Annotated in this window: 24 protein-coding genes and 1 other annotated feature; of the genes, 8 read left to right on the forward strand and 16 right to left on the reverse strand. The window is 43.5% G+C overall.

From position 1 onward, the window contains the following. Positions 1 to 11 precede the first annotated feature (11 nt). From ACTHRG_RS17300 to ACTHRG_RS17315, 4 genes are all read right to left on the reverse strand, one after another. The gene (locus tag ACTHRG_RS17300) at positions 12 to 383 is read right to left on the reverse strand and encodes a VOC family protein (RefSeq protein ID WP_076258129.1); all 372 of its coding nucleotides are present in this window, start codon (positions 381 to 383) and stop codon (positions 12 to 14) included. A 69-nt stretch (positions 384 to 452) separates the two neighbouring features. Continuing rightward, positions 453 to 1,121 (reverse strand): 3-oxoacid CoA-transferase subunit B, encoded by a 669-nt coding sequence (locus ACTHRG_RS17305; RefSeq protein ID WP_076258128.1) that lies wholly within the window; start codon positions 1,119 to 1,121, stop codon positions 453 to 455. 27 nt (positions 1,122 to 1,148) lie between these two features. Next, positions 1,149 to 1,838: a CoA transferase subunit A gene (locus ACTHRG_RS17310; RefSeq protein ID WP_076258127.1), complete on the reverse strand. Its 690-nt coding sequence runs from the start codon at positions 1,836 to 1,838 to the stop codon at positions 1,149 to 1,151. Positions 1,839 to 1,895: 57 nt separating this feature from the next. Continuing rightward, positions 1,896 to 3,083, reverse strand: coding sequence for an acetyl-CoA C-acetyltransferase (locus ACTHRG_RS17315; RefSeq protein WP_076258126.1), 1,188 nt, complete (start codon positions 3,081 to 3,083; stop codon positions 1,896 to 1,898). Positions 3,084 to 3,262: 179 nt separating this feature from the next. Between ACTHRG_RS17315 and ACTHRG_RS17320 the strand changes: the two genes are divergently transcribed. From ACTHRG_RS17320 to ACTHRG_RS17330, 3 genes are all read left to right on the forward strand, one after another. Continuing rightward, entirely contained in the window at positions 3,263 to 4,171 is a 909-nt protein-coding gene (locus ACTHRG_RS17320) for a hydroxymethylglutaryl-CoA lyase (RefSeq protein WP_076258125.1), read from the forward strand. Positions 4,172 to 4,267: 96 nt separating this feature from the next. Then, a complete protein-coding gene (locus ACTHRG_RS17325; RefSeq protein ID WP_261391196.1) occupies positions 4,268 to 4,399 on the forward strand; it encodes a hypothetical protein in 132 nt (43 codons plus the stop codon). Positions 4,400 to 4,839: 440 nt separating this feature from the next. Then, positions 4,840 to 5,766, forward strand: coding sequence for an alpha/beta hydrolase (locus tag ACTHRG_RS17330; protein ID WP_076258124.1), 927 nt, complete (start codon positions 4,840 to 4,842; stop codon positions 5,764 to 5,766). Between the two features lie 43 nt (positions 5,767 to 5,809). Here the strand turns inward: ACTHRG_RS17330 and ACTHRG_RS17335 are convergent, their stop codons facing one another. Both ACTHRG_RS17335 and ACTHRG_RS17340 read right to left on the reverse strand, forming a co-directional pair. Further along, positions 5,810 to 6,346 (reverse strand): hypothetical protein, encoded by a 537-nt coding sequence (locus tag ACTHRG_RS17335; RefSeq protein ID WP_222497818.1) that lies wholly within the window; start codon positions 6,344 to 6,346, stop codon positions 5,810 to 5,812. A 171-nt stretch (positions 6,347 to 6,517) separates the two neighbouring features. Continuing rightward, positions 6,518 to 6,844 carry an iron-sulfur cluster biosynthesis family protein gene (locus ACTHRG_RS17340; RefSeq protein ID WP_076258122.1) on the reverse strand — a complete coding sequence of 109 codons (327 nt, stop codon included), beginning with the start codon at positions 6,842 to 6,844 and terminating at the stop codon, positions 6,518 to 6,520. Between the two features lie 122 nt (positions 6,845 to 6,966). Between ACTHRG_RS17340 and ACTHRG_RS17345 the strand changes: the two genes are divergently transcribed. After that, entirely contained in the window at positions 6,967 to 7,185 is a 219-nt protein-coding gene (locus tag ACTHRG_RS17345; RefSeq protein WP_076258121.1) for a CDGSH iron-sulfur domain-containing protein, read from the forward strand. A gap of 33 nt (positions 7,186 to 7,218) precedes the next feature. On the opposite strand, the gene ACTHRG_RS17350 is transcribed toward ACTHRG_RS17345, so the two are convergent. The 5 genes from ACTHRG_RS17350 to ACTHRG_RS17370 all read right to left on the reverse strand — a co-directional run bounded on the left by ACTHRG_RS17350 (position 7,219) and on the right by ACTHRG_RS17370 (position 11,099). Further along, complete coding sequence (locus ACTHRG_RS17350; RefSeq protein ID WP_440231676.1) at positions 7,219 to 7,368, reverse strand: hypothetical protein; 150 nt, start codon at positions 7,366 to 7,368, stop codon at positions 7,219 to 7,221. 84 nt (positions 7,369 to 7,452) lie between these two features. Further along, positions 7,453 to 7,788, reverse strand: coding sequence for a YolD-like family protein (locus ACTHRG_RS17355; RefSeq protein WP_076258120.1), 336 nt, complete (start codon positions 7,786 to 7,788; stop codon positions 7,453 to 7,455). A 15-nt stretch (positions 7,789 to 7,803) separates the two neighbouring features. Beyond that, entirely contained in the window at positions 7,804 to 9,063 is a 1,260-nt protein-coding gene (locus tag ACTHRG_RS17360) for a Y-family DNA polymerase (RefSeq protein WP_076258119.1), read from the reverse strand. 266 nt (positions 9,064 to 9,329) lie between these two features. Further along, positions 9,330 to 10,124 carry an SDR family NAD(P)-dependent oxidoreductase gene (locus ACTHRG_RS17365; protein ID WP_076258118.1) on the reverse strand — a complete coding sequence of 265 codons (795 nt, stop codon included), beginning with the start codon at positions 10,122 to 10,124 and terminating at the stop codon, positions 9,330 to 9,332. Next, positions 10,125 to 11,099 carry an MBL fold metallo-hydrolase gene (locus tag ACTHRG_RS17370; RefSeq protein WP_076258117.1) on the reverse strand — a complete coding sequence of 325 codons (975 nt, stop codon included), beginning with the start codon at positions 11,097 to 11,099 and terminating at the stop codon, positions 10,125 to 10,127. Between the two features lie 661 nt (positions 11,100 to 11,760). Between ACTHRG_RS17370 and proC the strand changes: the two genes are divergently transcribed. From proC to namA, 3 genes are all read left to right on the forward strand, one after another. Then, entirely contained in the window at positions 11,761 to 12,591 is an 831-nt protein-coding gene (gene proC / locus ACTHRG_RS17375) for a pyrroline-5-carboxylate reductase (protein WP_076258116.1), read from the forward strand. Positions 12,592 to 12,642: 51 nt separating this feature from the next. Next, positions 12,643 to 13,797, forward strand: a complete 1,155-nt coding sequence (locus ACTHRG_RS17380; protein WP_286148403.1) for a glycosyltransferase — start codon at positions 12,643 to 12,645, stop codon at positions 13,795 to 13,797. A gap of 94 nt (positions 13,798 to 13,891) precedes the next feature. Further along, positions 13,892 to 14,911, forward strand: coding sequence for an NADPH dehydrogenase NamA (gene namA / locus ACTHRG_RS17385; protein WP_076258115.1), 1,020 nt, complete (start codon positions 13,892 to 13,894; stop codon positions 14,909 to 14,911). Between the two features lie 46 nt (positions 14,912 to 14,957). On the opposite strand, the gene ACTHRG_RS17390 is transcribed toward namA, so the two are convergent. From ACTHRG_RS17390 to rnz, 3 genes are all read right to left on the reverse strand, one after another. Beyond that, entirely contained in the window at positions 14,958 to 16,295 is a 1,338-nt protein-coding gene (locus ACTHRG_RS17390; RefSeq protein ID WP_076258161.1) for a sodium-dependent transporter, read from the reverse strand. Between the two features lie 46 nt (positions 16,296 to 16,341). Then, positions 16,342 to 16,559 (reverse strand) — a binding site (T-box leader). A gap of 88 nt (positions 16,560 to 16,647) precedes the next feature. Next, positions 16,648 to 17,193 carry a histidine phosphatase family protein gene (locus tag ACTHRG_RS17395; RefSeq protein ID WP_076258114.1) on the reverse strand — a complete coding sequence of 182 codons (546 nt, stop codon included), beginning with the start codon at positions 17,191 to 17,193 and terminating at the stop codon, positions 16,648 to 16,650. After that, complete coding sequence (gene rnz / locus ACTHRG_RS17400; protein WP_440231678.1) at positions 17,194 to 18,132, reverse strand: ribonuclease Z; 939 nt, start codon at positions 18,130 to 18,132, stop codon at positions 17,194 to 17,196. It abuts the gene before it with no gap. A gap of 333 nt (positions 18,133 to 18,465) precedes the next feature. Here rnz and zwf point away from each other — a divergent pair, with 333 nt between their 5' ends. Further along, entirely contained in the window at positions 18,466 to 19,968 is a 1,503-nt protein-coding gene (zwf, locus tag ACTHRG_RS17405; RefSeq protein ID WP_440231679.1) for a glucose-6-phosphate dehydrogenase, read from the forward strand. Between the two features lie 80 nt (positions 19,969 to 20,048). On the opposite strand, the gene gndA is transcribed toward zwf, so the two are convergent. Together gndA and ACTHRG_RS17415 are read right to left on the reverse strand one after the other, a co-directional pair. Further along, the gene (gene gndA / locus ACTHRG_RS17410; protein WP_076258160.1) at positions 20,049 to 21,458 is read right to left on the reverse strand and encodes an NADP-dependent phosphogluconate dehydrogenase; all 1,410 of its coding nucleotides are present in this window, start codon (positions 21,456 to 21,458) and stop codon (positions 20,049 to 20,051) included. 133 nt (positions 21,459 to 21,591) lie between these two features. Beyond that, positions 21,592 to 22,890, reverse strand: a complete 1,299-nt coding sequence (locus ACTHRG_RS17415) for a DNA polymerase IV (protein WP_076258111.1) — start codon at positions 22,888 to 22,890, stop codon at positions 21,592 to 21,594.

The following is a 22,890-nucleotide window of genomic DNA, read 5'->3' on the forward strand; positions in this document are numbered from 1 at the left end:
TAAATCACTTTTTATGATAAAAACTCCAGAAACTCAATTCTGTTTCCGAATGGATCATCTACAAAGAATCTCTCTCTTCCTTCTATCGGAGGTTCTTCCTTTATTGTTATTTTCTGCTCTTGAAGACTGCTTCTCAAGGCTTCCAGGTTTTCCACAATAAATCCAGGGTGGGCTTTTTTGGCAGGCAGGAAGCCCTCCTGCACCCCAATATGAATTTCCTGATTTCCGCAAATAAACCAGCAGCCTCCGCGCTTTTGAAGATTTTCAGGCTTGGGAATTTCCTTCAGGCCAAGCTGTTCACCGTAAAATTTTCTGGCTTCCTCCTCGCAGCCTTTCGGAGCTGCCAGCTGGATATGGTCAATTCCTTTAAAGGAAAAACTCATTTTTTCTCCCCTTTTCATTAGGATGAAAATAATGAAAAGCACAGCATGCAGCTGTACTTTTCAGATGTATTAGTATGCTTCTGTTACAACGTTTTCATCAACCTGCAATTGGGGTTCTGTCGAATTGATAATATCCTCAATTGTGAAGCCTTTAGCTACTTCAACAAGCTTCAAACCGGACTCGGTGACATCGATGACTGCCCGCTCAGTTATAATGCGGTCAACGACGTTTTTACCTGTTAAAGGCAGGCTGCATTCTTTAAGAATTTTTGAATCGCCATTTTTATTAGTGTGATCCATAATGACAATGATTTTATTGGCGCCATGAACCAGATCCATTGCACCGCCCATTCCCTTGATCATTTTTCCGGGAATCATCCAGTTGGCAAGATCTCCTTTTTCAGAGACTTCCATGCCCCCGAGAATGGCAATATTCACATGGCCGCCCCTGATCATTGCAAAAGATTCGGCACTATCAAAATAAGATGATCCCGCGATAGCTGTAACTGTTTCTTTTCCTGCGTTAATCAGATCCGGATCAACTTCACTTTCTGCAGGATACGGGCCAATTCCCAGTAATCCATTTTCAGATTGCAGGACCACTTCCTTATTATCAGAAATATAATTGGCAACCAATGTTGGCATACCGATTCCCAAATTCACGTAAAAGCCATTTTCAATTTCCTTTTCAGCCCGTCTGGCAATTTTTTCGCGTACTGCCGCTTTATCGTTACTCATGACACCCTCTCCTTCCGTCACTGGTATTTATTTCTTCACCGTCAGTCTTTCAATGCGCTTCTCCTGTTTCCCTTCAATCAGTGATTGAACATATATGCTCGGGGTATGAATATAATTCGGATCCAGTTCACCAATCTCATAAAGCGTCTCCACTTCTGCAATTGTCACTTTGCCGGCTGCCGCAATCATCGGATTGAAGTTTCGGGCCGTTTTATGATAAACAAGATTGCCCATCTTATCGCCCTTCCATGCCCTCACAAGGCTGAAGTCTGCTTTCAGAGCTTCTTCAAGGAGATATTCCTTGCCGTCGAACATCTTCGTCTCTTTCCCCTCTGCAATTGGGGTCCCTACTCCAGCTGGTGTGTAAAAAGCAGGAATGCCTGCTCCGCCTGCACGTATTTTCTCTGCCAATGTTCCTTGAGGAAGCAGCTCTACTTCAATTTCCCCTGAGAGAACCTGTCTTTCAAACTCTTTGTTTTCCCCAACATACGAACCAACCATTTTCTTAATCTGTTTATTTTTTAAAAGCAGTCCAAGTCCCCAATCGTCAACACCGCAGTTATTCGAGATGACTGTCAGATCCTTAACCCCTTTTTCAACTAAAGCCAGAATAAGGTTTTCCGGAATTCCGCACAGACCGAAACCGCCAACCATAAGGACAGCACCATCGTGAATTTCCTGAACCGCTTCACTGAAGGAAGTACAAATTTTCTTCACTTCAATCGCTCCTTTCATTAAAAAGTACTTATTTTTACTAACTTTTATCAAATACGGCTATGCAAGCTCCACTACTGTAGCTACCCCTTGACCTCCGCCAATGCAAAGAGTTGCAAGGCCTTTCTTTGCCTGTCTTTTTTGCATCTCATGTATAAGAGTTACAAGGATTCGTGCTCCGCTTGCGCCGATCGGATGTCCGAGTGCAATGGCCCCGCCATTAACATTCAGGATCTCCTTGTTAAACATAAGCTCCCTGTCAACTGCAAGCGACTGGGCTGCAAATGCCTCGTTTGCTTCAATCAGCTCCAATTCATCCATGGAAACAGATGCCTTTTCAAGCGCTTTTTTCACAGCAGCAACAGGGCCAATGCCCATGATGCTTGGATCCACACCAGCACTTGCATTTCCTTTAATCGTCACTAATGGTTTAAGCCCCAGTTCATCTGCTTTCTTTCTGCTCATAACCAGCAATACAGCCGCCCCGTCATTAATCCCGGACGCATTTCCGGCTGTTACGCTGCCATCTTTCTTAAACGCCGGACGCAGGCCTGCGAGCTTTTCAGCAGTTGTCCCTTTTTTCGGATACTCGTCTGTATCAAAAACGATCGGATCCCCTTTTCGCTGAGGAATTTTAACCGGAACGATCTCATCTTTGAATTTTCCTTCTTCAATTGCCTTGGCCGCCTTTTCCTGGCTGTCTGCGGCAAATTTGTCCTGTTCTTCCCTGCTCAGCTCATATTTCGAGCAAAGATTTTCAGCCGTAACTCCCATATGGTAATCATTAAAAGCACACCAGAGACCGTCTGAAATCATCGAATCTATAAGTTTTTGGTCTCCCATTTTAAAGCCATTTCTTGCATTTTTCAGTATGTAAGGCGCCTGGCTCATATTTTCCATGCCGCCTGCAATCACTGCTTCGGCATCGCCGGCCAAAATGGCCTGTGCTGCTAAATGGACCGCCTTCAGCCCTGAACCGCAAACTTTATTAATCGTCATCGCGGAAACGCTTTCAGGAAGACCCGCTTTAAGAGCTGCCTGCCTTGCTGTGTTTTGTCCCAGGCCTGCCTGCAGGACATTTCCCAGGATTACTTCATCTATTTGATCCGGTGTTACACCTGCTTTTTCAAGAGCGCCTTTAATCGCAATCGCCCCAAGCTCTGGTGCTGATACATCTTTAAGACTTCCATTGAAACTGCCGATTGCTGTCCGGACAGCGCTGACTATTACGACTTCTGTTTGTGCCATCTCTCTCATCCTTTCAAAACATCTCTTTGCTTATATTCGTTGAGGGATATCAAAATTCCTTTTATTTTGTCAAAATTTCTATTATTCTTGCAATCGAAAATACTTTCCTAATACAATAAATTTAAGGACGTCGAGAAAACGCTTACTAAAAATTAAATTATGAAACGGGAGAGGAAAACATGACGCTTGCATTTCCAGATAAAGTAACAATTATTGAAGTGGGCCCGCGGGATGGACTGCAAAATGAAAAGTCGTTTGTACCGACTGAGGTTAAGAAAGACTTTATTAGAAGTTTAAAAAATGCAGGATTAACAGAATTGGAGCTTACTTCTTTTGTGTCTCCTAAATGGGTTCCGCAAATGGGGGATGCAGCTGAAATTACGGCAGATTGCCTTGGTGCGGATACAAGGGATATCGTGCTTGCCCCGAACCGCAAAGGCATTGACAGAGTATATATGACTGATTGCCGGGCTGTAGCCGTTTTCGTCGGTGTCAGCAATACATTCAATAAAAAGAACATCAATAAAACCACTCAGGAAAGCATGGATGAACTAAAACCGATTATCGGAGAACTGAAGGAGAAAGGCTACTTTGTCCGCGCATGCATCTCTACAGCATTTTATTGTCCGTACGAAGGAGCCATCAATCCTGAAGATACAGTTGGGCTATGCCGTCAATTTACAGAGGCAGGAGCTGATGAATTAAGCGTGGCAGATACGATCGGCATGGCTGCTCCCCATGAATCATATGGGCTATTTTCCCGTTTGAAAGCAGAGTTTCCAAATACCCTTATCACTGCACACTTCCACGACACAAGAAAAATGGCCCTCACAAATATTTTTGCAGCTCTAAAGGCAGGTGTCGACCGGTTTGACACATCCGCCGGCGGACTTGGCGGATGCCCATTTGCCCCTGGCGCTGCAGGCAATGCTGCAACAGAAGATGTTGTTTATATGCTAGAGCGCATGGGAATTGAAACCAATGTTAACCTGGATCAATTAATGGAAGCTGTAAAAATTGTTCAGCCACATCTTTCCAGGCCGATTGAAAGCACCTATTTCAGACTGAATGCTCAAACAGTTCAATAGTACTATGAATAAGCCCCCTTTTTTATCGCATCTTATGAGATGAAAGCAGCTGGCGAATTCAGGTTCAGCTGCAGCCATTAAAAGGGGGATTATCCGATGAGCCAAAAACGTGATAAAGGATATAGCCAGAAGGGAAAGCCGAATTCCGATACAGTCAGCCAGACGATTGCTGCCGAGGAATTAGAAAAGGCGGTTCATCCCACTAAAAGACAAAATGCACAGCAATAAGCCGCCGGAAAGCGGCTTTTTGTTTGTGCCGGGAGTCCTTCATGAAATTCAAACATGTCCCGGCTAACATCTCTGTTTTAATTTTAGCCATAATGGTAAAATAAAGTAAAACTTCAATCAGTGGGGTTTTTCTTTTATCCCCCACTGATTGTTAGTTGAGGCCCACAGGACAAGGAAGGCTTAGTCAGCATGAGCATCGCACAACCAAATGCGACAGCTTTTGGGAGGAAGTGGGTCACAAAGACGTTGCCACAGGACAAGGAAAGCTACGGCAGCGATACATCGCACGACCGAAAGCAGCAGCTTTTGGAGGACGTGGCGTTCTTAGTCTTTGTCCTTATTTCGGGCCTTTACATTATAAAGCGAGGCGACTTGCCCTAGGAGCCGCAGCTGGATTGGGCAGTAAGACTGCGATAAAGAAAAAAGATGGAGGGATGGGTTTGAGAAGGTTTTTGCGTTATTTATTTTCCATCGTTCTCTTTCTTTCATCACTCGGCGTCTATTTTACAAATAGGCTTATGTTTATGAAAAAGAAGGAAGATGACTTTATTTTAGAAAGGGAGAAGGAGTCCGGCAGACTTGATCTTATCAAGTATGAAAGCCTCCCGAAAAGAGAAGTTCTTATTCCCTCCCCATTCGGCTATAACTTAAAAGCCGTGGCTGCTGAACCCCATAAAAACAGCCGCTATATCATTATTTCTCACGGGGTTACGGAAAATAAAATGAACTCGATTAAATATATGAACCTCTTTCTGGAACGGGGGTTTAACGCTGTAATCTATGATCATCGCCGCCACGGAGAATCCGGGGGAAAGACGACAAGTTACGGGCATTATGAAAAGTTTGACTTAAAAGCAATTGTTGATTGGCTTAAAGCTGAAAAAGGGCCTGGTATCCAGATCGGCATTCATGGTGAAAGCATGGGAGCTGCAACCATGCTCCTTTATGCGGGGATGCTTGAAGACGGTGCCGACTTTTACATTGCTGATTGTCCTTTTTCTGATTTTAAGGAGCAGCTGGCTTACCGTTTAAAAACCGAGATGAAGCTGCCCGCGAAAGTCTTTTTGCCTGTTGCTGATCTATTCCTGCGGATGCGGGAGAAATACTCCATTGCGGACGTTTCGCCTATTTCCGTTATAGAAAATATAAAGAAGCCCATCCTGTTTATCCACAGCGAAAAAGATGATTTTATTTTGCCGACCATGTCCGAAGCTTTGTATGAAAAGAAAAAAGGTCCTAAAAAACTTTACCTTGCTGCCAATGGGATCCATGCCCAATCCTTCAACGAAAACAGAGAGGATTATGAAAAAGTCATTGACGAGTTTTTGGAGCAGTATGTCAGCAGCAAAGATACTTTTTCGCAATAATAGAAGCAGCTGGCTCAATGCAAGCCAGCTGCTTTATATAGCTCTAATTTTTCTTTTTCTTTATGATTTCCTTGCCGTCTGCCGACAGCCCTCTGGCAGTATGATAGTCTCCCATTTTAAAATAATAGCGTTTGTTTTCTTTTTTTATTATAGCCGCTTCTTCAAATTTTTCTTCCTTGCCGGCCACTTCTACTTTTTTAATATCTCCGCTTTGAATTTCACCAAAAATTATTGGTAATCTGTTTTCCAGATTACCTTCCTTATCGTAATCATAGAAAGTATCTGAATAAACGGTCATATGTTCATTCTCATAATGCTCCCAATGGTTATGGCCCTCATTTTTCCAGCCCTTTTTGTCACTGCCTTTCAAATAGGCAGCTGCCATGGCCTCGATCTCATTTTGTCCATCATTCTGCTGCGTTAAATACAGCAGTATGACTCCATCTTTTACTTTTTCTTTATGTAAGATTTCTTTTACATTAAATGGAATTCCATCATCAATCGCCTGGCCCATTGTTGCTGTGCTGCACCCCGACAAAATCAGGAAAGCTGCCGCCAGAAAAAATAACTTCCACTTCATTCGAATCTCCCCCAATCAGCACTCTCTTCACCCATAATGACAAACATCTTGTTATCTAACCTTTTACTAATATATTAAAACCTTATTTTCCAGAATTTTGGAAGGGTATTTTTACCTATGCAGCCTATTAAAAAGACCGCCTTCCCACAGCGGCCGTCAGCTAATTCATTATTATTTTGTTTTATCAATAAAGCTCATTCTCGGGTTTAAATACTGATTCGGGCTTTTTAACTGATAGCAGTTTGCCTTCTCTGAAAAGTCTATCGTTAAATTTTCATCCAAAAATACTTCCTTGGATTTTTCCACATATATGCTGCCGGTGTTTGTTTTGATTTCTCTGTCATCTTCATCAAGCTCATCAACAAGCCAGAGTGCAGCCACTCCGCTTACAACACAGCCGCAGCCATCTATATCATACTTTAGTTTTATGAATCCATCTTTGCCGGCAATCCGTCCCGATAATTTTTCTGCCGCTAATTCAGTTAGTGTAATTTCCATGTTGTAAAACTACCTCCCCTTTGCATATGCTGATTTTAACACAGATAGGGATAACATGCTTCTGAAAGAGACATCTGCTATTCAGCCACCAAAATAATGTTTTTTAGAAAGGATGATTGGATATGTCCAAGGTGCAGATTAAAGTAATGGATAATGGATCGCTGCGTGTAACAGGTGATGTAGAGTTAATTGATATGGATGGCAATAAATTCGAAACAAAAAAAACCTTCTCCCTTTGCCGTTGCGGAAGATCCTTGAATATCCCATTTTGTGATGGCACTCATAAAGGAACTTTCCAGTCCTGTGTCCGTGCAGAGAAAGCTCCTGATGAAAAGCAATAATGGTGGAAACGGGGATAGCCATCCCCGTTTTTTTCATTTTTCATTTTTTGTTTTTGCGGGTGTCGCTCTTTCATCCTGTACTATCCCTTGAAGCCGTTCCCGGTCCCTGTCCGTACTGTCTTCCCCGGCCCCTGGTGCGGCGTTGGCCATTGGCAGCTGTTCAAGTTCTTTTCCGCTGGGCATCTTCATACACCTCCCTGCTGTTAAGGTGCTTCACCCGCCTTAAAACTACCCCGCTTAAATTCATCCAGTACAGTCCAGCCAGCCCTACTCTTCCGTGAACCGCGCATCCGCTATATCGTTAATGGAAATACGGTGAATTTCCCCAAACCGGTCAACAACATGAAGCTTTTGGCCAAGGTCATCCCAATAATGAATGCTCCCGATAACCAGTTCATAATTTCTGCCCCTGTAATGTGTAAGTGTAACGTTTTTTTGAAATTCCATTGCTTCCGAAAGAATTTCATTCATATATTCCATCTTCTGCTCATCCAATTCCCGCTTTTGCTCGTATGTGTCTTCCTTTGCCCAGTCTCTTAAGAGCTTTACATGTTCCGGCAGCATCATGGAAGTCCATTTAATTCTGCCCCGATCGCGAATCATAAGCTGACCCTCCTTTTACATTTTATGGCCGCCAACCAATGTCGCACGGTGTTTGGCGGTTCCTGCGCCTGTATAAGAGACGGCTCTCAGCAGAGCTCCTCTTCCAAACTTGGAGCGGATCCGGTCGACAGTATAGCCGAGCTCCCTTTTTTTCCAGCCATCCAAGTCGAACAGACTCAGCTGCATTTCGCAGTCATCCATAATATTGCCGAGGGAAATGGAAATCTGCCGTACTGTTTTCCCCTCATAATTCTCGTCAAAAAGCTCGAGGCAGACCCGATAAAGATCCATCGTAATATTGGTTGGCTGATCGACTGTCCTGGAGCGATAAAACCCCCCTCCGAATTCATCCTGGCTGTAGCCAAGGCCAAAGCTGATGGTTCTGCCGGCTTTGCGATGGCTGCGGGCCCTTCTTGCCACTTCTTCACACATCTCAAGGACCACATGCTTAATTTCCTTTTCCTCTTTGTAATCCCTCAGTAAAATCTGGCTTTTGCCGAAGCTGATCTGCCCTGCCATAATCGGCGCGCCTATTTCCGACAAATCAATCCCCCATGCATGGTGATAGAGCTGGTTGCCCATAATCCCAAACTTCTTCTCGAGTTTAGCCAGATCATAGCGGGCAAGCTGGCCGACTGTAAAAATCCCCATTCCATTCAATGTCTTTTCAACACGGCGGCCGATGCCCCACATTTCCCGTAACGGGGATATATTCCACAGCTTTGTTTTTACATCTCCATACGTCCATTGTGCAACTCCCTTTTTTTTCGCCTCAAGGTCCAGGCAGAGCTTTGACATTAGCAAATTAGGCCCTATTCCTATGGCACAGGGAAGCTGAAATTCCCGTTCAATATCATCTTTTATTTTCCAGGCAATCGTCTGGGCATCACCCCAGAGATGCACTGCGCCGTCTACTTTTATAAAGCTTTCATCGACACTGTACGTATGGATGGCTTCCTTGGGGACATATCGGTTAAACACTCTGGTGATTTCAGTGGAGATTCTTAAATAAGTCGCCATTTTCGGCTCCTCAACTCGAATGCGCGGATCTTGGGGGACCTCAAAAAGACGGGACCCTGTCTTTATTCCAAACTCTTTTTTCATTCGCGGAGAGGCCGCCAGAACAACGCTCCCCTTCCGTTCCACATTCCCGGCAATTACAAGATAGCAGTCAAGAGGATCCAGACCAAGCATGACAGCAGAACAGCTTGCATAAAAGCTCTTCATATCAACACACAAAATTTGATTGTTCGGCATTGAGCTGTAATCAACCATGACTTCGACATCCTCCTTCAAAAAAAAGCGTAAGGCGCTGCTTATCAGCTTCTATGCTGCATAGCCCCTCTAAACTCCCAAAAATATATATTACAAGAACATTCGTTCTGTATATGTATACCCATTATATTAAGCGAATATGCGTTCGGTTTCAATGGAAATTTTACGCGGTTTTTCTTAAAAGCGGTTCTTTCTCCCCGGGATAGACGCCTCATCAGCCAAAAACAAAAGAAGCTGCAGGCACTTGGCTGCAGCTTCTGAGCTTCTTATTTTTGATTGAATGCGCGTTTTCCAATTTTTTCGAACAGTCCTGGAAAAAGGGCATAGATAATGCTCCCTGCATTCATCCACCGCGGAAGGTTGATTTCCCTGACAGGCCGCAGCATGGCATTGACTACCTTGCGGGCCACGTATTCAGGCTTAAGCATAAATTTGCTGACATTTTTCACGTATGTGCCCTTTTCATCTGCAATCGTAAAGAAATTGGTTTCAATCGGTCCAGGGTTAACTGCAGTCACAAATACACTGCTGTCAGCAAGCTCCATCCGAAGGCTGTTTGTATAGCCAAGAACCGCATGCTTGGTTGCGGAATAGACACTCGATTTCGGTGTGGCCATTTTGCCGGCCTGTGAAGCGATATTAATAATATGGCCGCTCCTCTGTTTCCTCATCACTGGGAGCACCATGCTCGTGCAGGCCATTAAGCCAACAACGTTTACATCAAACATTCCCTTTATTTCTTCAACTTTTGCTTCATGCGCCTCGCGGAAAACACCGAAGCCGGCGTTATTCACAAGCACATCTATGTGACCAAACCGGGCAATGATCTCTGAAAAAACAGCCGAAACTTCGTCAGTGTCTGAAACATCAAGCTTATACACATATACATCGACTGAAAAGCGCTTCCGCAAGTCTGCCTGCAGCTCCTGCAATTTGTCAAGGCTGCGGGCAAGAAGGACAAGATTTGCTCCCCTTTCGGCACAAAGGACGGCCATTTGCGCCCCGATTCCGCCTGATGCACCGGTGATAATCACATTTTTATTTTTTAATCTGTCTGACAATCAAACCACCTCTTTTGATGCGGAATACAAGAATGCTTCATCCTCTTTATTTATATAAATCTCTCCTATTGAATGCAAATAGTCAAGCTGTGCGATTGTTTCAGAAATGGTCAGGGAAAGCTCCTTCTCATAAACCTTCGGAAAAAGGCGGCGGCACACCTCAAAAACAGTGAGCGATTCGGACTCAAGCCATGCCTTTACTTTCATTGCCCGCTCATGCTGGCGGCCAAGCCTTTCGCTTATTAACCCATTCACATTTGTAATATCCTCCCCATGTCCGGAATAAAAAAGGGATATCGGCAGCTGCCGCAGTTTTTTCAGAGACTCGTTATACTGAAGCTGCGGCTTCGGCCTTTCCGCATTGCCGGGAAGCGGCGGCTCCAGGATAGGGTTAGGTGAAATGTGTGCAAGCAAATGGTCTCCTCCAAGGAATACACCATCTTTCTCCCTGAACAAACCTATATGGCTCTGTGCATGCCCGGGGGTCTCCGTTACCGTCCAACCGTTAAGCCCTTCAGGCTGGCTGCCTTCCTTCAGTTCTCCTGTCAGGGTACGATTGCAGGAATAGCGCAAAGTCTTTTTCATTTTGTTAATAAAGGAAGCATACCTTTCAGGAATTCCAAATTCGTTAAACAGTTTTATGTAAAACTCATCATGAAATTTTAGAAATTCGTCAGTACGGGACAGCCACCTTTGGTTAAACGGGTGCCCGAACACATCAAGATTGTCCGGGAAAAAGTCAAGCAGTCCGGCATGATCGGGATGATGATGTGTGAGAACAACCTGTTCAAAATCACCGGGAGTTAAATTCAGCTCTTTAAGCTGGGATTTTAAAGCTTCCCATGCTTCATCCGTTTTAGGCCCTGCATCGACAAGAGTCAGCTTTTCCCCTTTTACTGCATATACATTAACGTCGCCGACAGGAAAAGGTGTCGGGATAACAAGCTTTGCAATACCATCCTTCCATTTTGCCATTTTACAATCCCCCTAAAATCACTATATTTAAATAAAATAAAGCTGTTTTTCTATATACTTCCTCAGGCATGCTTCCTTTAAGTAAACTGTTCAGTTATCCCCTTAAAAAATCAGCATTTGCCATACGCATATATTAACGGAATTCAATAACATAATTTAGAAATTTACATATATAAAAATAAGTGTACCGTTCTTTTTAGTAATTGTCATTATTTTCACATAATTTTTATGTAATATTGATAATTTTTCAAAAAATACTTCTTGACAACTAAGTGTGTCTTCTTGCATAATCACAATTAAAATTTGATTTTCATAAATCAAAGCTGTACTCTACAGCAGAAACATGGCGATGAATAAGATTAGTAAATGGAAAACGGCGAAAGAGAGTGAAGCTCGAGCGGCTGAAAGGCTTCACCGTCCACTTGACCATTGAACCTGCCTTATGAGCTGTTAGGAAAACCTAAACGCACCCCCGGCGTTATCGGGATCGAGATGCCTTTTCAAAAACACAGCGGCTGCGGCAGGCATGCTGCACGAAGAAAGAAAAGGCAATGAAGGTGGTACCGCGGAAGCAAAGTCTTTTCGTCCTTTACTGGATGGAAAGGCTTTTTTATTTTTAACAGCCGGTAAATAGAGCAACAATAAGGAGGAATAACAGCAAATGAAAAAATTAGCTATTGTAGGAGCAGGATCAATGGCAGAAGCGTTAATATCAGGAATCGTCGAAAGCCGGCTCATTACCGGCAGCAATATTTGGGTGACAAACAGATGCAGCAGGGAAAAGCTGCAATCCCTGCAAAAAGCCTATGGCGTTCAGGCCACTTATAATCTTAGTGAACTGTTAAGCGGGGCTGACGCTGTTATTTTAGCGATGAAGCCAAAAGATGCTCAGGAAGCCATCAATCTCATAAAGCCTTATTTACAGGAAGACATGCTGATCATTTCCGTACTCGCCGGAGTTTCGATCGAAAGCATTGAACTTTTGGCAGAAAAAAAGCTGCCAGTCGTAAGAGCAATGCCAAATACATCAGCAGCAGTCGGAAAATCAGCAAGCGCCTTATCGGCTAATGAAAGAGTGACCAAAGAACAGATGAAAGCAGTAAGAGGCATTTTTGATACAGTGGGAAAATCAGCATTTGTTGAGGAAAAACAGCTGGATGCTGTAACAGGCCTGTCAGGCAGCGGACCGGCATATATTTACTATCTTGCGGAAGCTATGGAAAAAAGCGCGGAAGAAATCGGGCTCGAAAAGGGTATGGCGAAAGAATTCATCATCCAGACACTCATCGGGGCAGCCGAAATGCTGGCCCGATCAGCCAAGGACCCCGAGCAGCTTAGGAAGGAAGTAACAAGCCCTGGCGGCACCACTGAAGCAGGTGTAAAAGTGCTTGAAGCGAACGGAGTGCAGGAAGCTTTCATTGAATGCATCAAGGAAGCGACAGCCCAATCGAGGCGGCTTGGCCAAAGCTTCAGCAGCACCGTCAAAATTTAGCTGGCAGCATCCCCTATAAAACGCCGTCTTATTGCAAACTATGAGAAAAGGATGAGAAACCTGCAAATGCTCATTATTCTATTAAGCGCAAGCCTCCTGGTATGGATTGCAGTACTAATTGATTCACTTCTGGGACTAAAAAGCCTGGATCGCCTTGAAGATACCGATACGATGACTGAAGGCCCCCTTCTTTCTGTTATTACCGCTGCAAGGAATGAGGAAGCCAAGCTTGCGGAGAGCTTAGAAACCCAGCTGCGGCAAAGCTATAAACGCATTGAATGGATATTGGTCAATGACCGTTCAGCCGACAGCACAGGAAGCATCATGGATCATATTCAGAAAAAGGATTCAAGGGTTAAGTGTATTCATATTGATTCCCTCCCAAGCAGATGGCTGGGAAAAAACCACGCTCTTTATAAAGGATATAGGGAATCATCAGGGGAATTAATTCTGTTTACAGATGCCGATGTGTTATTTAAAAAGGATGCCTTCAGCAAGGCGGTTCATTATTTCAGCAAGAATGAACTTGATCATTTAACGGCGGCACCAAGTTTGACAGGCAGGAGTTTCTGGCTCAACACGTTCATTGCTTTTTTTCTTTTTGGCTTCTCCTATTATAAACGCCCCTGGCTGGCAAACAATCCGCGTTCTAAGAGCGGGGTTGGCATTGGGGCATTTAACATGGTGTCCAGGCATTCCTATGAAGCAATCGGAACACACAAGGCAATAAAAATGCGGCCTGATGATGATTTAATGCTTGGAATGAAAATCAAACAAAACGGTCTCAGACAGAAATTTGCAACGGCGATGGACCTGATTGAAGTTGAATGGTATGAAAGTTTAATAGAAGCCTTCAAAGGATTGGAAAAGAATACTTTTGCTGGCCTTCATTACCGTATTAGCATGGTGCTATTTGCAATTGCCGGCACATTCCTTTCTCAGGTGCTTCCCTTTTTCTCCGTTTTTTCAACAGACAAAATGATTTTCAGTCTGAGCCTTGCAAACATTCTTTTTTTAGCAGCTGTTTATACAATCATTACAAAAAGAATGTCCAAATTTTCTCCGCTCCTGTTTACTGTATTTCCAATTACAGCTCTCCTGTTTATTTATTCCATAATCCGCGCCAGCATCCTAACCTTTGTACGGGGTGGCATAGTCTGGAGAGGTACATTATATAAGTTAAGCGAACTGAGGAATAAACGCTGAAAGCACACACCTTCCTGAATGCATGTTCTTTTTCATTTATGGAACTGCCTGATATACTTAATATTTAGGATAGCGAAATAAGGAGGCAAAAACTATGGAAACAAAGCTTTTTTCACCTTTTACAATTAAAGGAGTCACCTTTAAAAACAGAATTGTTATGGCACCGATGTGCATGTACTCAAGCCATAATGAAGACGGAATGGTTGAAAACTGGCACCGGACTCATTATACGAGCCGGGCTGTCGGGCAGGTGGGATTAATTATCCTGGAGGCAACCGCTGTGACTCCACAGGGCCGGATTTCTCCTCAGGATCTGGGAATATGGAATGATGATCACATCGCAGGCCTGAAGGAATTAACCGGGCTAATGAAAGAACACGGTGCTTCACCCGGGATACAGCTGGCGCATGCCGGCAGAAAAGCAACTGTTGAAGGAGAAATTCTCGCTCCATCAGCTATTGCTTTTAATGAAAAAATGAAAACACCAAAAGAAATGACAAAAGAAGAAGTATCAGAAACTGTCCAGGCATTCAAAAAAGGCGCTGAAAGAGCGAAAAAAGCCGGCTTTGAAGTAATTGAAATCCATGCGGCACACGGATATCTGATAAATGAGTTTCTCTCACCCCTAAGCAATAAACGGAATGATGAGTATGGGGGATCGGCTGAAAACCGGTATCGCTTCCTCGGTGAAGTCATTGAAGCTGTTAAAGCCGTTTGGGATGGACCTTTATTTGTCAGAGTATCAGCCCATGATTATCATGATGAAGGGTTGACCGCAAGGGATTATGCAGAAATGGGAAAATGGATGAAGGAGCAGGGAGTGGATCTAATTGACGTAAGCTCCGGAGCAGTAGTGCCGGCCAGAATACATACTTACCCGGGCTACCAGGTCAAATTCTCTGAGACCATTAAAGAAGGTGCGAATATCCAGACTGGCGCAGTCGGGCTTATTACATCCGCCCTGCAGGCTGAAGAAATCCTCCAAAACGAGCGGGCTGATTTAATCTTTATTGCCAGAGAATTGCTGAGAGACCCTTATTGGCCGCGGACAGCAGCAAAAGAACTTGGCGCAGCAATCGAACCTCCTGAGCAATATGAACGGGGATGGCTGTAACATAAAACGAGGGATGGCATCTAACAGATGCCATCCCTCGTTTTTATTATATAATCTGCAGTGAATCAAGGAATACAATGATAATAACCAGAGGAACCACATAGCGCAGAAGGAAATACCACGCAGAAAAGATTCCATTCAGCGATTTTGAACCTTGAATCAATTCACTTCTCAGCAGGTCTTTCTTCATTTTGTATGACACAAATATGGAGATCAGCAAAGCTCCAACCGGCATCAAGATGTTGCTGACAAGGAAATCAGCAGCATCAAAGATGATTTTGCCGTAAATTGAAATATCGGATAAGATGCTGAAAGATAATGCAGACGGGACCCCGACGATAAAGATTGCCAGCCCTGTCAGCCAGGCTGCACGGGTTCTGCCACTTCCATTCTTATTCGTCAGGGCAGCCACCACAATTTCAAGCATTGAAAAAGCGGAAGTTAAGGTTGCAAATAGAAACAGTGCAAGGAATAGGAGCAGGAACACCCTCCCAAACATAATCTGATCGAAAACAGATGGCAGGACAATGAACAATAAGCCAGGACCTGCAGCAGGCTCAAAGCCCAATGAGAACACAGCAGGGAAAATAGCCAGTCCAGCCAGAACTGATATAAATAAGTTCATTCCGACAACAGAAAATGCAGGCTGCATCAGATTTTCTTTTTTAGATAGATAAGAGCTGTACGTTACCATAACCGATACCCCGACACTTAGAGAGAAAAACGATTGGCCCATCGCATATAGTACGGTTTCAGAGGTTAGGTTTGAAAAATCAGGCTTTAAAAAGAACGAAACGCCTTCCATCGCATTATCCAATGTCAGGGATCGTGCAATCAAAATAATAAATAAAAGAAACAAAGCCGGCATCATAATTTTGCTGACCTGCTCGATCCCCTTCTGGATGCCTTTTGCAACCACTAAAACAGTTATGAATAAAAAGATCCCCTGTGCCGCTACAACAGATACAGAGTCTGAAACGGCTGCGCCAAATAGCTCCTCATAATTGCCTGCACCATTCATAGACCCGGTAACCCCGTATACAATGTACTTCAGAATCCACCCGCCTATTACACTATAAAAGGATAAAAGCAGAAAACACGTGAATACGCCAAGGTAGCCTATCCAGTGCCATTTAGTTCCCGGAGCAATATCCTTGTATGCCGAGATTGCCTCCTTCCCTGTACTGCGGCCAATCACAAACTCGGCCAGTAATAGCGGAAAACCAATTAAAAGGGAAAATAACAGAAATAATAAAATAAATGCCCCGCCTCCGCTTGTTCCTGTCACATACGGAAGCTTCCAGATAGCTCCAAGTCCGATTGCCGAACCGGCCGATGCTAAAATAAATCCTATCTTCGATGACCATTGCTCATTTTGCTGCATGCCTGTACCTCCAAATTTTTTTAAAAACAAAAAAGCCACATTCTTCAAAAGGGACGTGAATTCAGGTTCACGCGGTACCACCCTTTTTGAAAGCATGTGACTTTCCACTCAAAAATATAACGGATTTTACCGTCTTTTCTGCTATATGCAGGAAAGATAAGCTCCAAGATGAAATTCATTTTATCTTTGTGCCAGTTTCCACCATCCACCGGCTCTCTATAAACAGGGAGATAAAACTTACTAGAGTCTCTTCATAGCTTTTTACTATAATGTTTTAAAGTATAAGTGTGATTATAGTATGCATGCAGAAAACCGTCAATGCCAAATTTGAAAAATTCAATTTTCCCAGGCATTACTTTTCATTCCAAATCCGCTTCCATACGGTATCTTCACCATTTACTTTAATTTCGAAAACATCCGGGTTGCTCATCTTCATCAGATGCTCAAAGCCTGCATTTTCATCGAAATAACGAAGCAGCAGCGTCGATAAATTGCCATGGCTGACCAGAACGATGTGATTCTCATTAGACGCGATTAATTCATCCAGCAGGGAAGATGCCCGTTTCATTCCTGATGAATGAGATTCTCCCCCTTCAAAAATGAGTTCAAAATCGGAAAAGCTTTGCTTAAGTTTGTCCTGCCAATCATCAAAAAGAATAGAGCTCAGCACCCTTTCACCCAAACGGCTTTCCTCAATGATATCCAGATTTCTGGATTGTGCAAGAGGCCGGATTGTTTCCAGCGCCCGCACAAAAGGGCTGGAGTATATGCGATTAATTTCTTTGCCTTTAAAGAAATCAACTAATTTTAACGCCTGCCCCCTTCCATTTTCTGTCAATTCAGCAGAGAAAGGCTGGCCCTCCGCCTTTGCATGACGTACGATATAGAAAGTCTTCAATTAATTCGCCTCTCCTTTATCAAGCGGGATATGAATTTCTTTAAAGTCCTCAGCAATGACCGTATTGGGAAATATGGTCTGTGATTCTTTCACAAGCTGCTCCCAATCCTGGCGTTCATATCGTGAACTGATATGATTCAGGCAAAGTTTCCTTGCATTCGCCTCGAGCGCAACTTGAGCAGCCTGCAGGGTTGTCGAATGAAAATAATCGTATGCAAGCTTCTCTTCTCCCCCGGAGAAGGTTGCCTCATGTATTAAAAGGTCAGCACCGGCTGCTAAATCTATTGCCGCATCGCAGAATCTGGTATCACCCAGCACCGTGACGATTCTTCCCTTTTGAGCCGGCCCCAGGAAATTTTCTGCTTCGATCATACTTCCATCCTCAAGCTCAATGTTTTCACCATTCTTTATTTTCTTATATATCGGACCCGGTTTGATTCCCGCTTCAGCAAGTTTGTCCGCAAGCAATGTTCCCGGACGGTCCTTTTCTGTAATCCGGTAGCCGTATGAGGATATTCCGTGCTCGAGCATGCGGGTTTCCACCTTAAAATCTTCTTCATCAAGCACAATACCCTCAGTGATTTCAGCTACCTTTAAAGGATACTTAAGGTATGTGCCGCTGACAGATAGCGAGACTTCAATGAATTTTTTCAAACCTTTTGGCCCATATAAGGTTACCTCTGTATCACCGCCCTGAAAAGAGCGGCTTGAAAGCAGGCCGGGCAGACCATAAATATGGTCACCATGAAGATGTGTGATAAAGATTTTCTCAATTCTTCTCGGTTTAATGCTTGTATGTAAAATTTGATGCTGGGTCGCTTCGCCGCAGTCAAAAAGCCATATGCTCCCTCTTTCATCCAGGAGCTTTAAAGCCATCGAGGATACATTCCTCAGCTTAGCGGGAATTCCTGCTCCCGTTCCCAGAAAAAATATGTCCATATGTAAAATACCTCCTTCCAGCAATTTAGGGATTAAGCCTGTTTTGTCTTGCCAGTATGAATATAAACAATATACCATAGCAGCCTCTGAATTCATTCATTTAACAATTGTTTTTTGTGTTATTTGAAAGGATAGATCCTGACCGTTAGATAGAAACTATGGTATAAAGGACAAACTTAATATTTGCGAAAATAGCTGTAAACAGATACAATTTTATACTTGTACAGACGTTTTTTTGCAATGCAATATAACAGCTTCTTCTCAAGCTGAGGACGGACAAAAGTCAGTCCCGCCTTACATACAGAAATTTTGTCGAAAAGAGGTTCTAGAATCGTGAAAACAAACGAAAAACCGGCCGGATTAATAATGATATTTGGAGCAACAGGGGATTTGGCAAAAAGAAAATTGTTTCCCTCACTTTACCGCTTATACAAAAAGGGCAGGCTGTCTGATCGCTTTGCCGTAGTAGGAGTTGCCAGAAGACCGCTATCAAATGATGAGTTTCAGGCAAGTGTTAAAGCTTCTGTTGAGTCCGCTATAAAAGATAACGGAGAACTTGAAGATTTTATTTCTCACTTTTACTATCATTCGCATGACGTGACGGATTCCAGTTCCTATTTGGCATTAAAGAGCATGGCCGAAGAATTGGATACTCACTATTCCCTTGAAGGCAACCGCATTTTTTACCTTGCCATGGCACCTGAGTTTTTCGGAACCATTGCAGAGCATTTAAAAGCAGATGGCCTGACAGATGTAGATGGGTTTAAGCGTCTTGTCATTGAAAAACCATTTGGGCATGATCTTGAATCAGCGAAGCAGCTTAATAAGCAAATCCGGAAAGCCTTTTCAGAAAATGAAATTTACCGGATTGACCACTACCTGGGGAAAGAGATGGTGCAAAACATTGAAGTGATTCGTTTTGCCAACGCGATTTTCGAACCTTTATGGAACAATCGCTACATTTCAAATATCCAGGTTACATCAAGCGAAGTACTGGGGGTAGAAGAACGCGGCCGCTACTATGAAAAAAGCGGCGCTCTTCGCGACATGGTTCAAAACCATATGCTGCAAATGGTTGCCTTATTGGCAATGGAACCGCCAATCCGCTTGACAACAGATGAAATCAGATCTGAAAAAGTAAAAGTTTTAAGAGCCATGCGTCCAATTGAAGGCGATCAGGTAAGAGATTACTTTGTCCGCGGCCAGTACGGAAAAGGCCATTTAAATGGACAGGAAGTACCAGCTTACAATCAAGAGCCGATGGTGGATGAACAATCAAACACCGAAACGTATGTAGCAGGCAAGCTGATGATTGATAATTTCCGCTGGGCAGGTGTGCCTATCTATATCCGCACAGGAAAAAGGATGGCTGCTAAATCAACGAAAATTGTTATCCAGTTCAAGGATATTCCGATGAACTTGTATTATCAGACTGAGCAAACGCTAAATCCGAACCTGCTGGTGATCCATATTCAGCCTGAAGAAGGCATTACCCTTTATTTGAATGCCCAAAAATCAGGCCAAAACATTGAAGCCACACCGGTAAAATTAAACTTTGCCAACAAAGGCATCGATGACATGAATACACCTGAAGCTTATGAAAGGCTTTTATATGATTGCATGCGCGGTGATGCAACAAACTTTACACACTGGGATGAAGTGGCCCTTTCCTGGAGCTTTGTCGACAAAATTTCCGACGTTTGGGAAAACACGAGGGCAGAAGGCTTCCCTAATTACGAATCCGGTTCCATGGGTCCAAAAGAAGCAGACCGGCTGCTTGAAAAAGACGGCTTCTTCTGGTGGCCTGTAACCGACCTTGATGTTGAACAGTGTTAATAAATTTGAAAACCTCTGCTGATGCAGGGGTTTTCATTTTTTGAAAGAAAAAACAGCGCCGCTCGGACGCTGTTCTTTTTTTATTCCATCCAGTTTGTATGAAAAATGCCTTCTTTGTCTGTACGCTGATAGGTGTGTGCACCAAAGTAGTCACGCTGTGCCTGAAGAAGGTTTGCAGGCAATGTTTCTGTTCGGTAGCTGTCATAATAGGACAAAGCAGCAGCAAAGCATGGTACAGGAATGCCGTTCTTTACAGCGACGCTGATAATTTCACGGGCAGCATCCTGGTAGCTTTCCACGATTTCCTTAAAATACGGATCAAGAAGCAGGTTCTTTAAACCAGGCTCACGGTCATATGCTTCCTTAATTTTTTGAAGGAATTGGGCACGGATGATGCATCCTCCGCGGAAAATCATTGCAATATCACCGTATTTCAAATCCCATCCATATTCTTCGGATGCTGCTCTCATTTGAGCAAAGCCTTGTGCGTATGAGCAGATTTTACTCATGTAAAGGGCTTTACGGACACTCTCGATAAAGGCTTTCTTATCGCCGGTGAATTCCGATGCAACTGGCCCGCGAAGAACTTTGCTTGCGTTGACACGCTCTTCTTTCATAGCAGAAATGAATCGGGCAAAAACAGATTCAGTAATGATCGGAAGCGGTACACCGAGGTCAAGCGCACTTTGGCTTGTCCATTTGCCGGTTCCCTTTTGGCCTGCTGTATCAAGGATAACATCTACCAGCGGCTTTCCGGTTTCCTTATCTTTTTTTGTGAAAATATCAGCCGTAATTTCAATCAGATAGCTGTCAAGTTCGCCTTTATTCCAATCTGCGAATACTTCATGGAGCTCTTCAGCAGTCAAACCAAGCACGTTTTTCAAAAGAAAATAAGATTCGGAAATCAGCTGCATATCGCCGTATTCAATACCGTTATGCACCATTTTCACATAATGTCCTGCCCCATCCGGACCAATGTATGTGGTGCATGCTTCGCCATTAACCTTTGCAGCAATATCTTGAAAAATCGGGGCAACCAGCTCGTAGGCTTCTTTTTGGCCGCCAGGCATAATGGAAGGACCCTTTAGAGCGCCCTCTTCACCGCCGGAAACACCCGTACCGATGAAATGGATGCCCAGCTCGCTTAATTCCTTATTGCGGCGCTGCGTATCCACAAAGAAGGTATTCCCTCCATCAATCAGAATATCATCTTTATCCAGCAGAGGCTTTAACTGCTCAATTGTCGCATCTGTCGGACCCCCTGCTTTCACCATAAGCATGATTTTGCGGGGTTTTTCCAGAGAATCAACAAACTCTTCAATTGTATATGTACCTTTAAAGTTTCTTCCTTCCACTTCCTTAAGCATCTCATCCGTTTTTTCACGTGACCGGTTAAAAACAGATACTGAGTACCCTCTGCTTTCAATATTCATGGCAAGATTTTTGCCCATGACAGCTAAGCCGATAACACCAAACTGTGATTTCGTCATCATTTATTACCTTCCCTTCCAGGCTTAATGCGTTACATACAAAATCCAATAAAATAATCCACTATACTTTAGCAAGATTCCTATTCTGATTCAACTTTCCTGTCTTAGTTTTGCTTATAGCTGTCTGAAAAACTCATGAATGATCATCTTTTTCTTTTTTATCTATTCTTCCTGGCCTGCCATGCAAAAAGTCTTTATTAAAACTGGTGTCAGTGCCGATTTTGGGGCTGGTCAATTTCATGTCCGAAAGTGCACCCGCATTGTCGATTATTTTAGTGCCGTATTTCTTGCGCAAAAGATCCATTGTCTGAAATAACGGCTCCTTTTTGGCATCTTTTTCAAAACTGAACAGATCCAGCTGTTTAACCGCCTGTTCGGGTTCGACAAGGTCTGTTCCTGTAATGCCCAGAAGCCGTACTGCATTTCCATTCCAATGTTTTATAAAAAGCTCTTTTGCTATTTGGTAAATTTCATCATTATGCTGAATCGGATTTTTCAGTTTTCGGCTTCTTGTAATGGTTTTTCGGTCCTTATACCGGATAGTAATCCCGAGAGACACCGCCATAACTTTTTTCCTTTTCAATCTGGAAGAAACCTGTGCAGCCAGCTTTTCAAATACCTGGAGCAGTTCTCTTTGATTTGAGACATCCCTTGGCAGTGTGGTCGAATTCCCTACACTTTTAAATTCAGATGCCGAGTCGGGATCGACTTTTCTAAAATCCTGGCCATTGGCCTTTTGTTTCAGCCTGGGTCCATTAATGCCCAATGCTGCTTTTAAAATAATTTCATCGGCTTTTGCCAATTCGCCAATTGTGGTGATATTGAGGTTTCTCAGTTTTTCTCCGGTTTTTCTGCCGACTCCGTGCATTTCTTCCACTTCCATCGGCCATAGGATATGCGGTACATCTCTTTTTCTGAGTATTGTAATCCCCATTGGTTTTTTCATGTCGGAAGCCATCTTGGCTAAAAATTTATTAGGGGCAACACCTATGCTGCAGGGCAAATCGAGCTGCTGAAAAACCTGCTTTTGTATTGTCCCGGCAATTTCTATCGGGCTCCCAAACTCATAGCTGTCTGTTATGTCCACATATCCTTCATCAATGGATACGGGTTCAACAAGGGAGGAATATTCGCGCAATATATCAAACATCCCCATGGAAGCTGCACGATATCTCTCAAAATTGGGCTTCATGATAATCAGCTGGGGACAGAGCTTTTTAGCCTCCCATAGAGGCATGGTGGTTTTCACCCCGAATTCCCTTGCCTCATAGCTGCAAGTTACAATAATACCGCGTCTCTCCTCCGGATTTCCTGCGATTGCTAAAGGCTTACCCTTTAGTGAGGGATCATAAGCCATCTCAACAGAAGCATAAAAACTATTCATATCAACATGAAGGATAACTCTCCCGTTTTTCGGATACATTTGTTTCAT

Source organism: Cytobacillus sp. SAFR-174 (assembly GCF_051964675.1).
In the GTDB taxonomy this organism is placed as follows: Bacteria; Bacillota; Bacilli; order Bacillales; family Cytobacillaceae; genus Cytobacillus.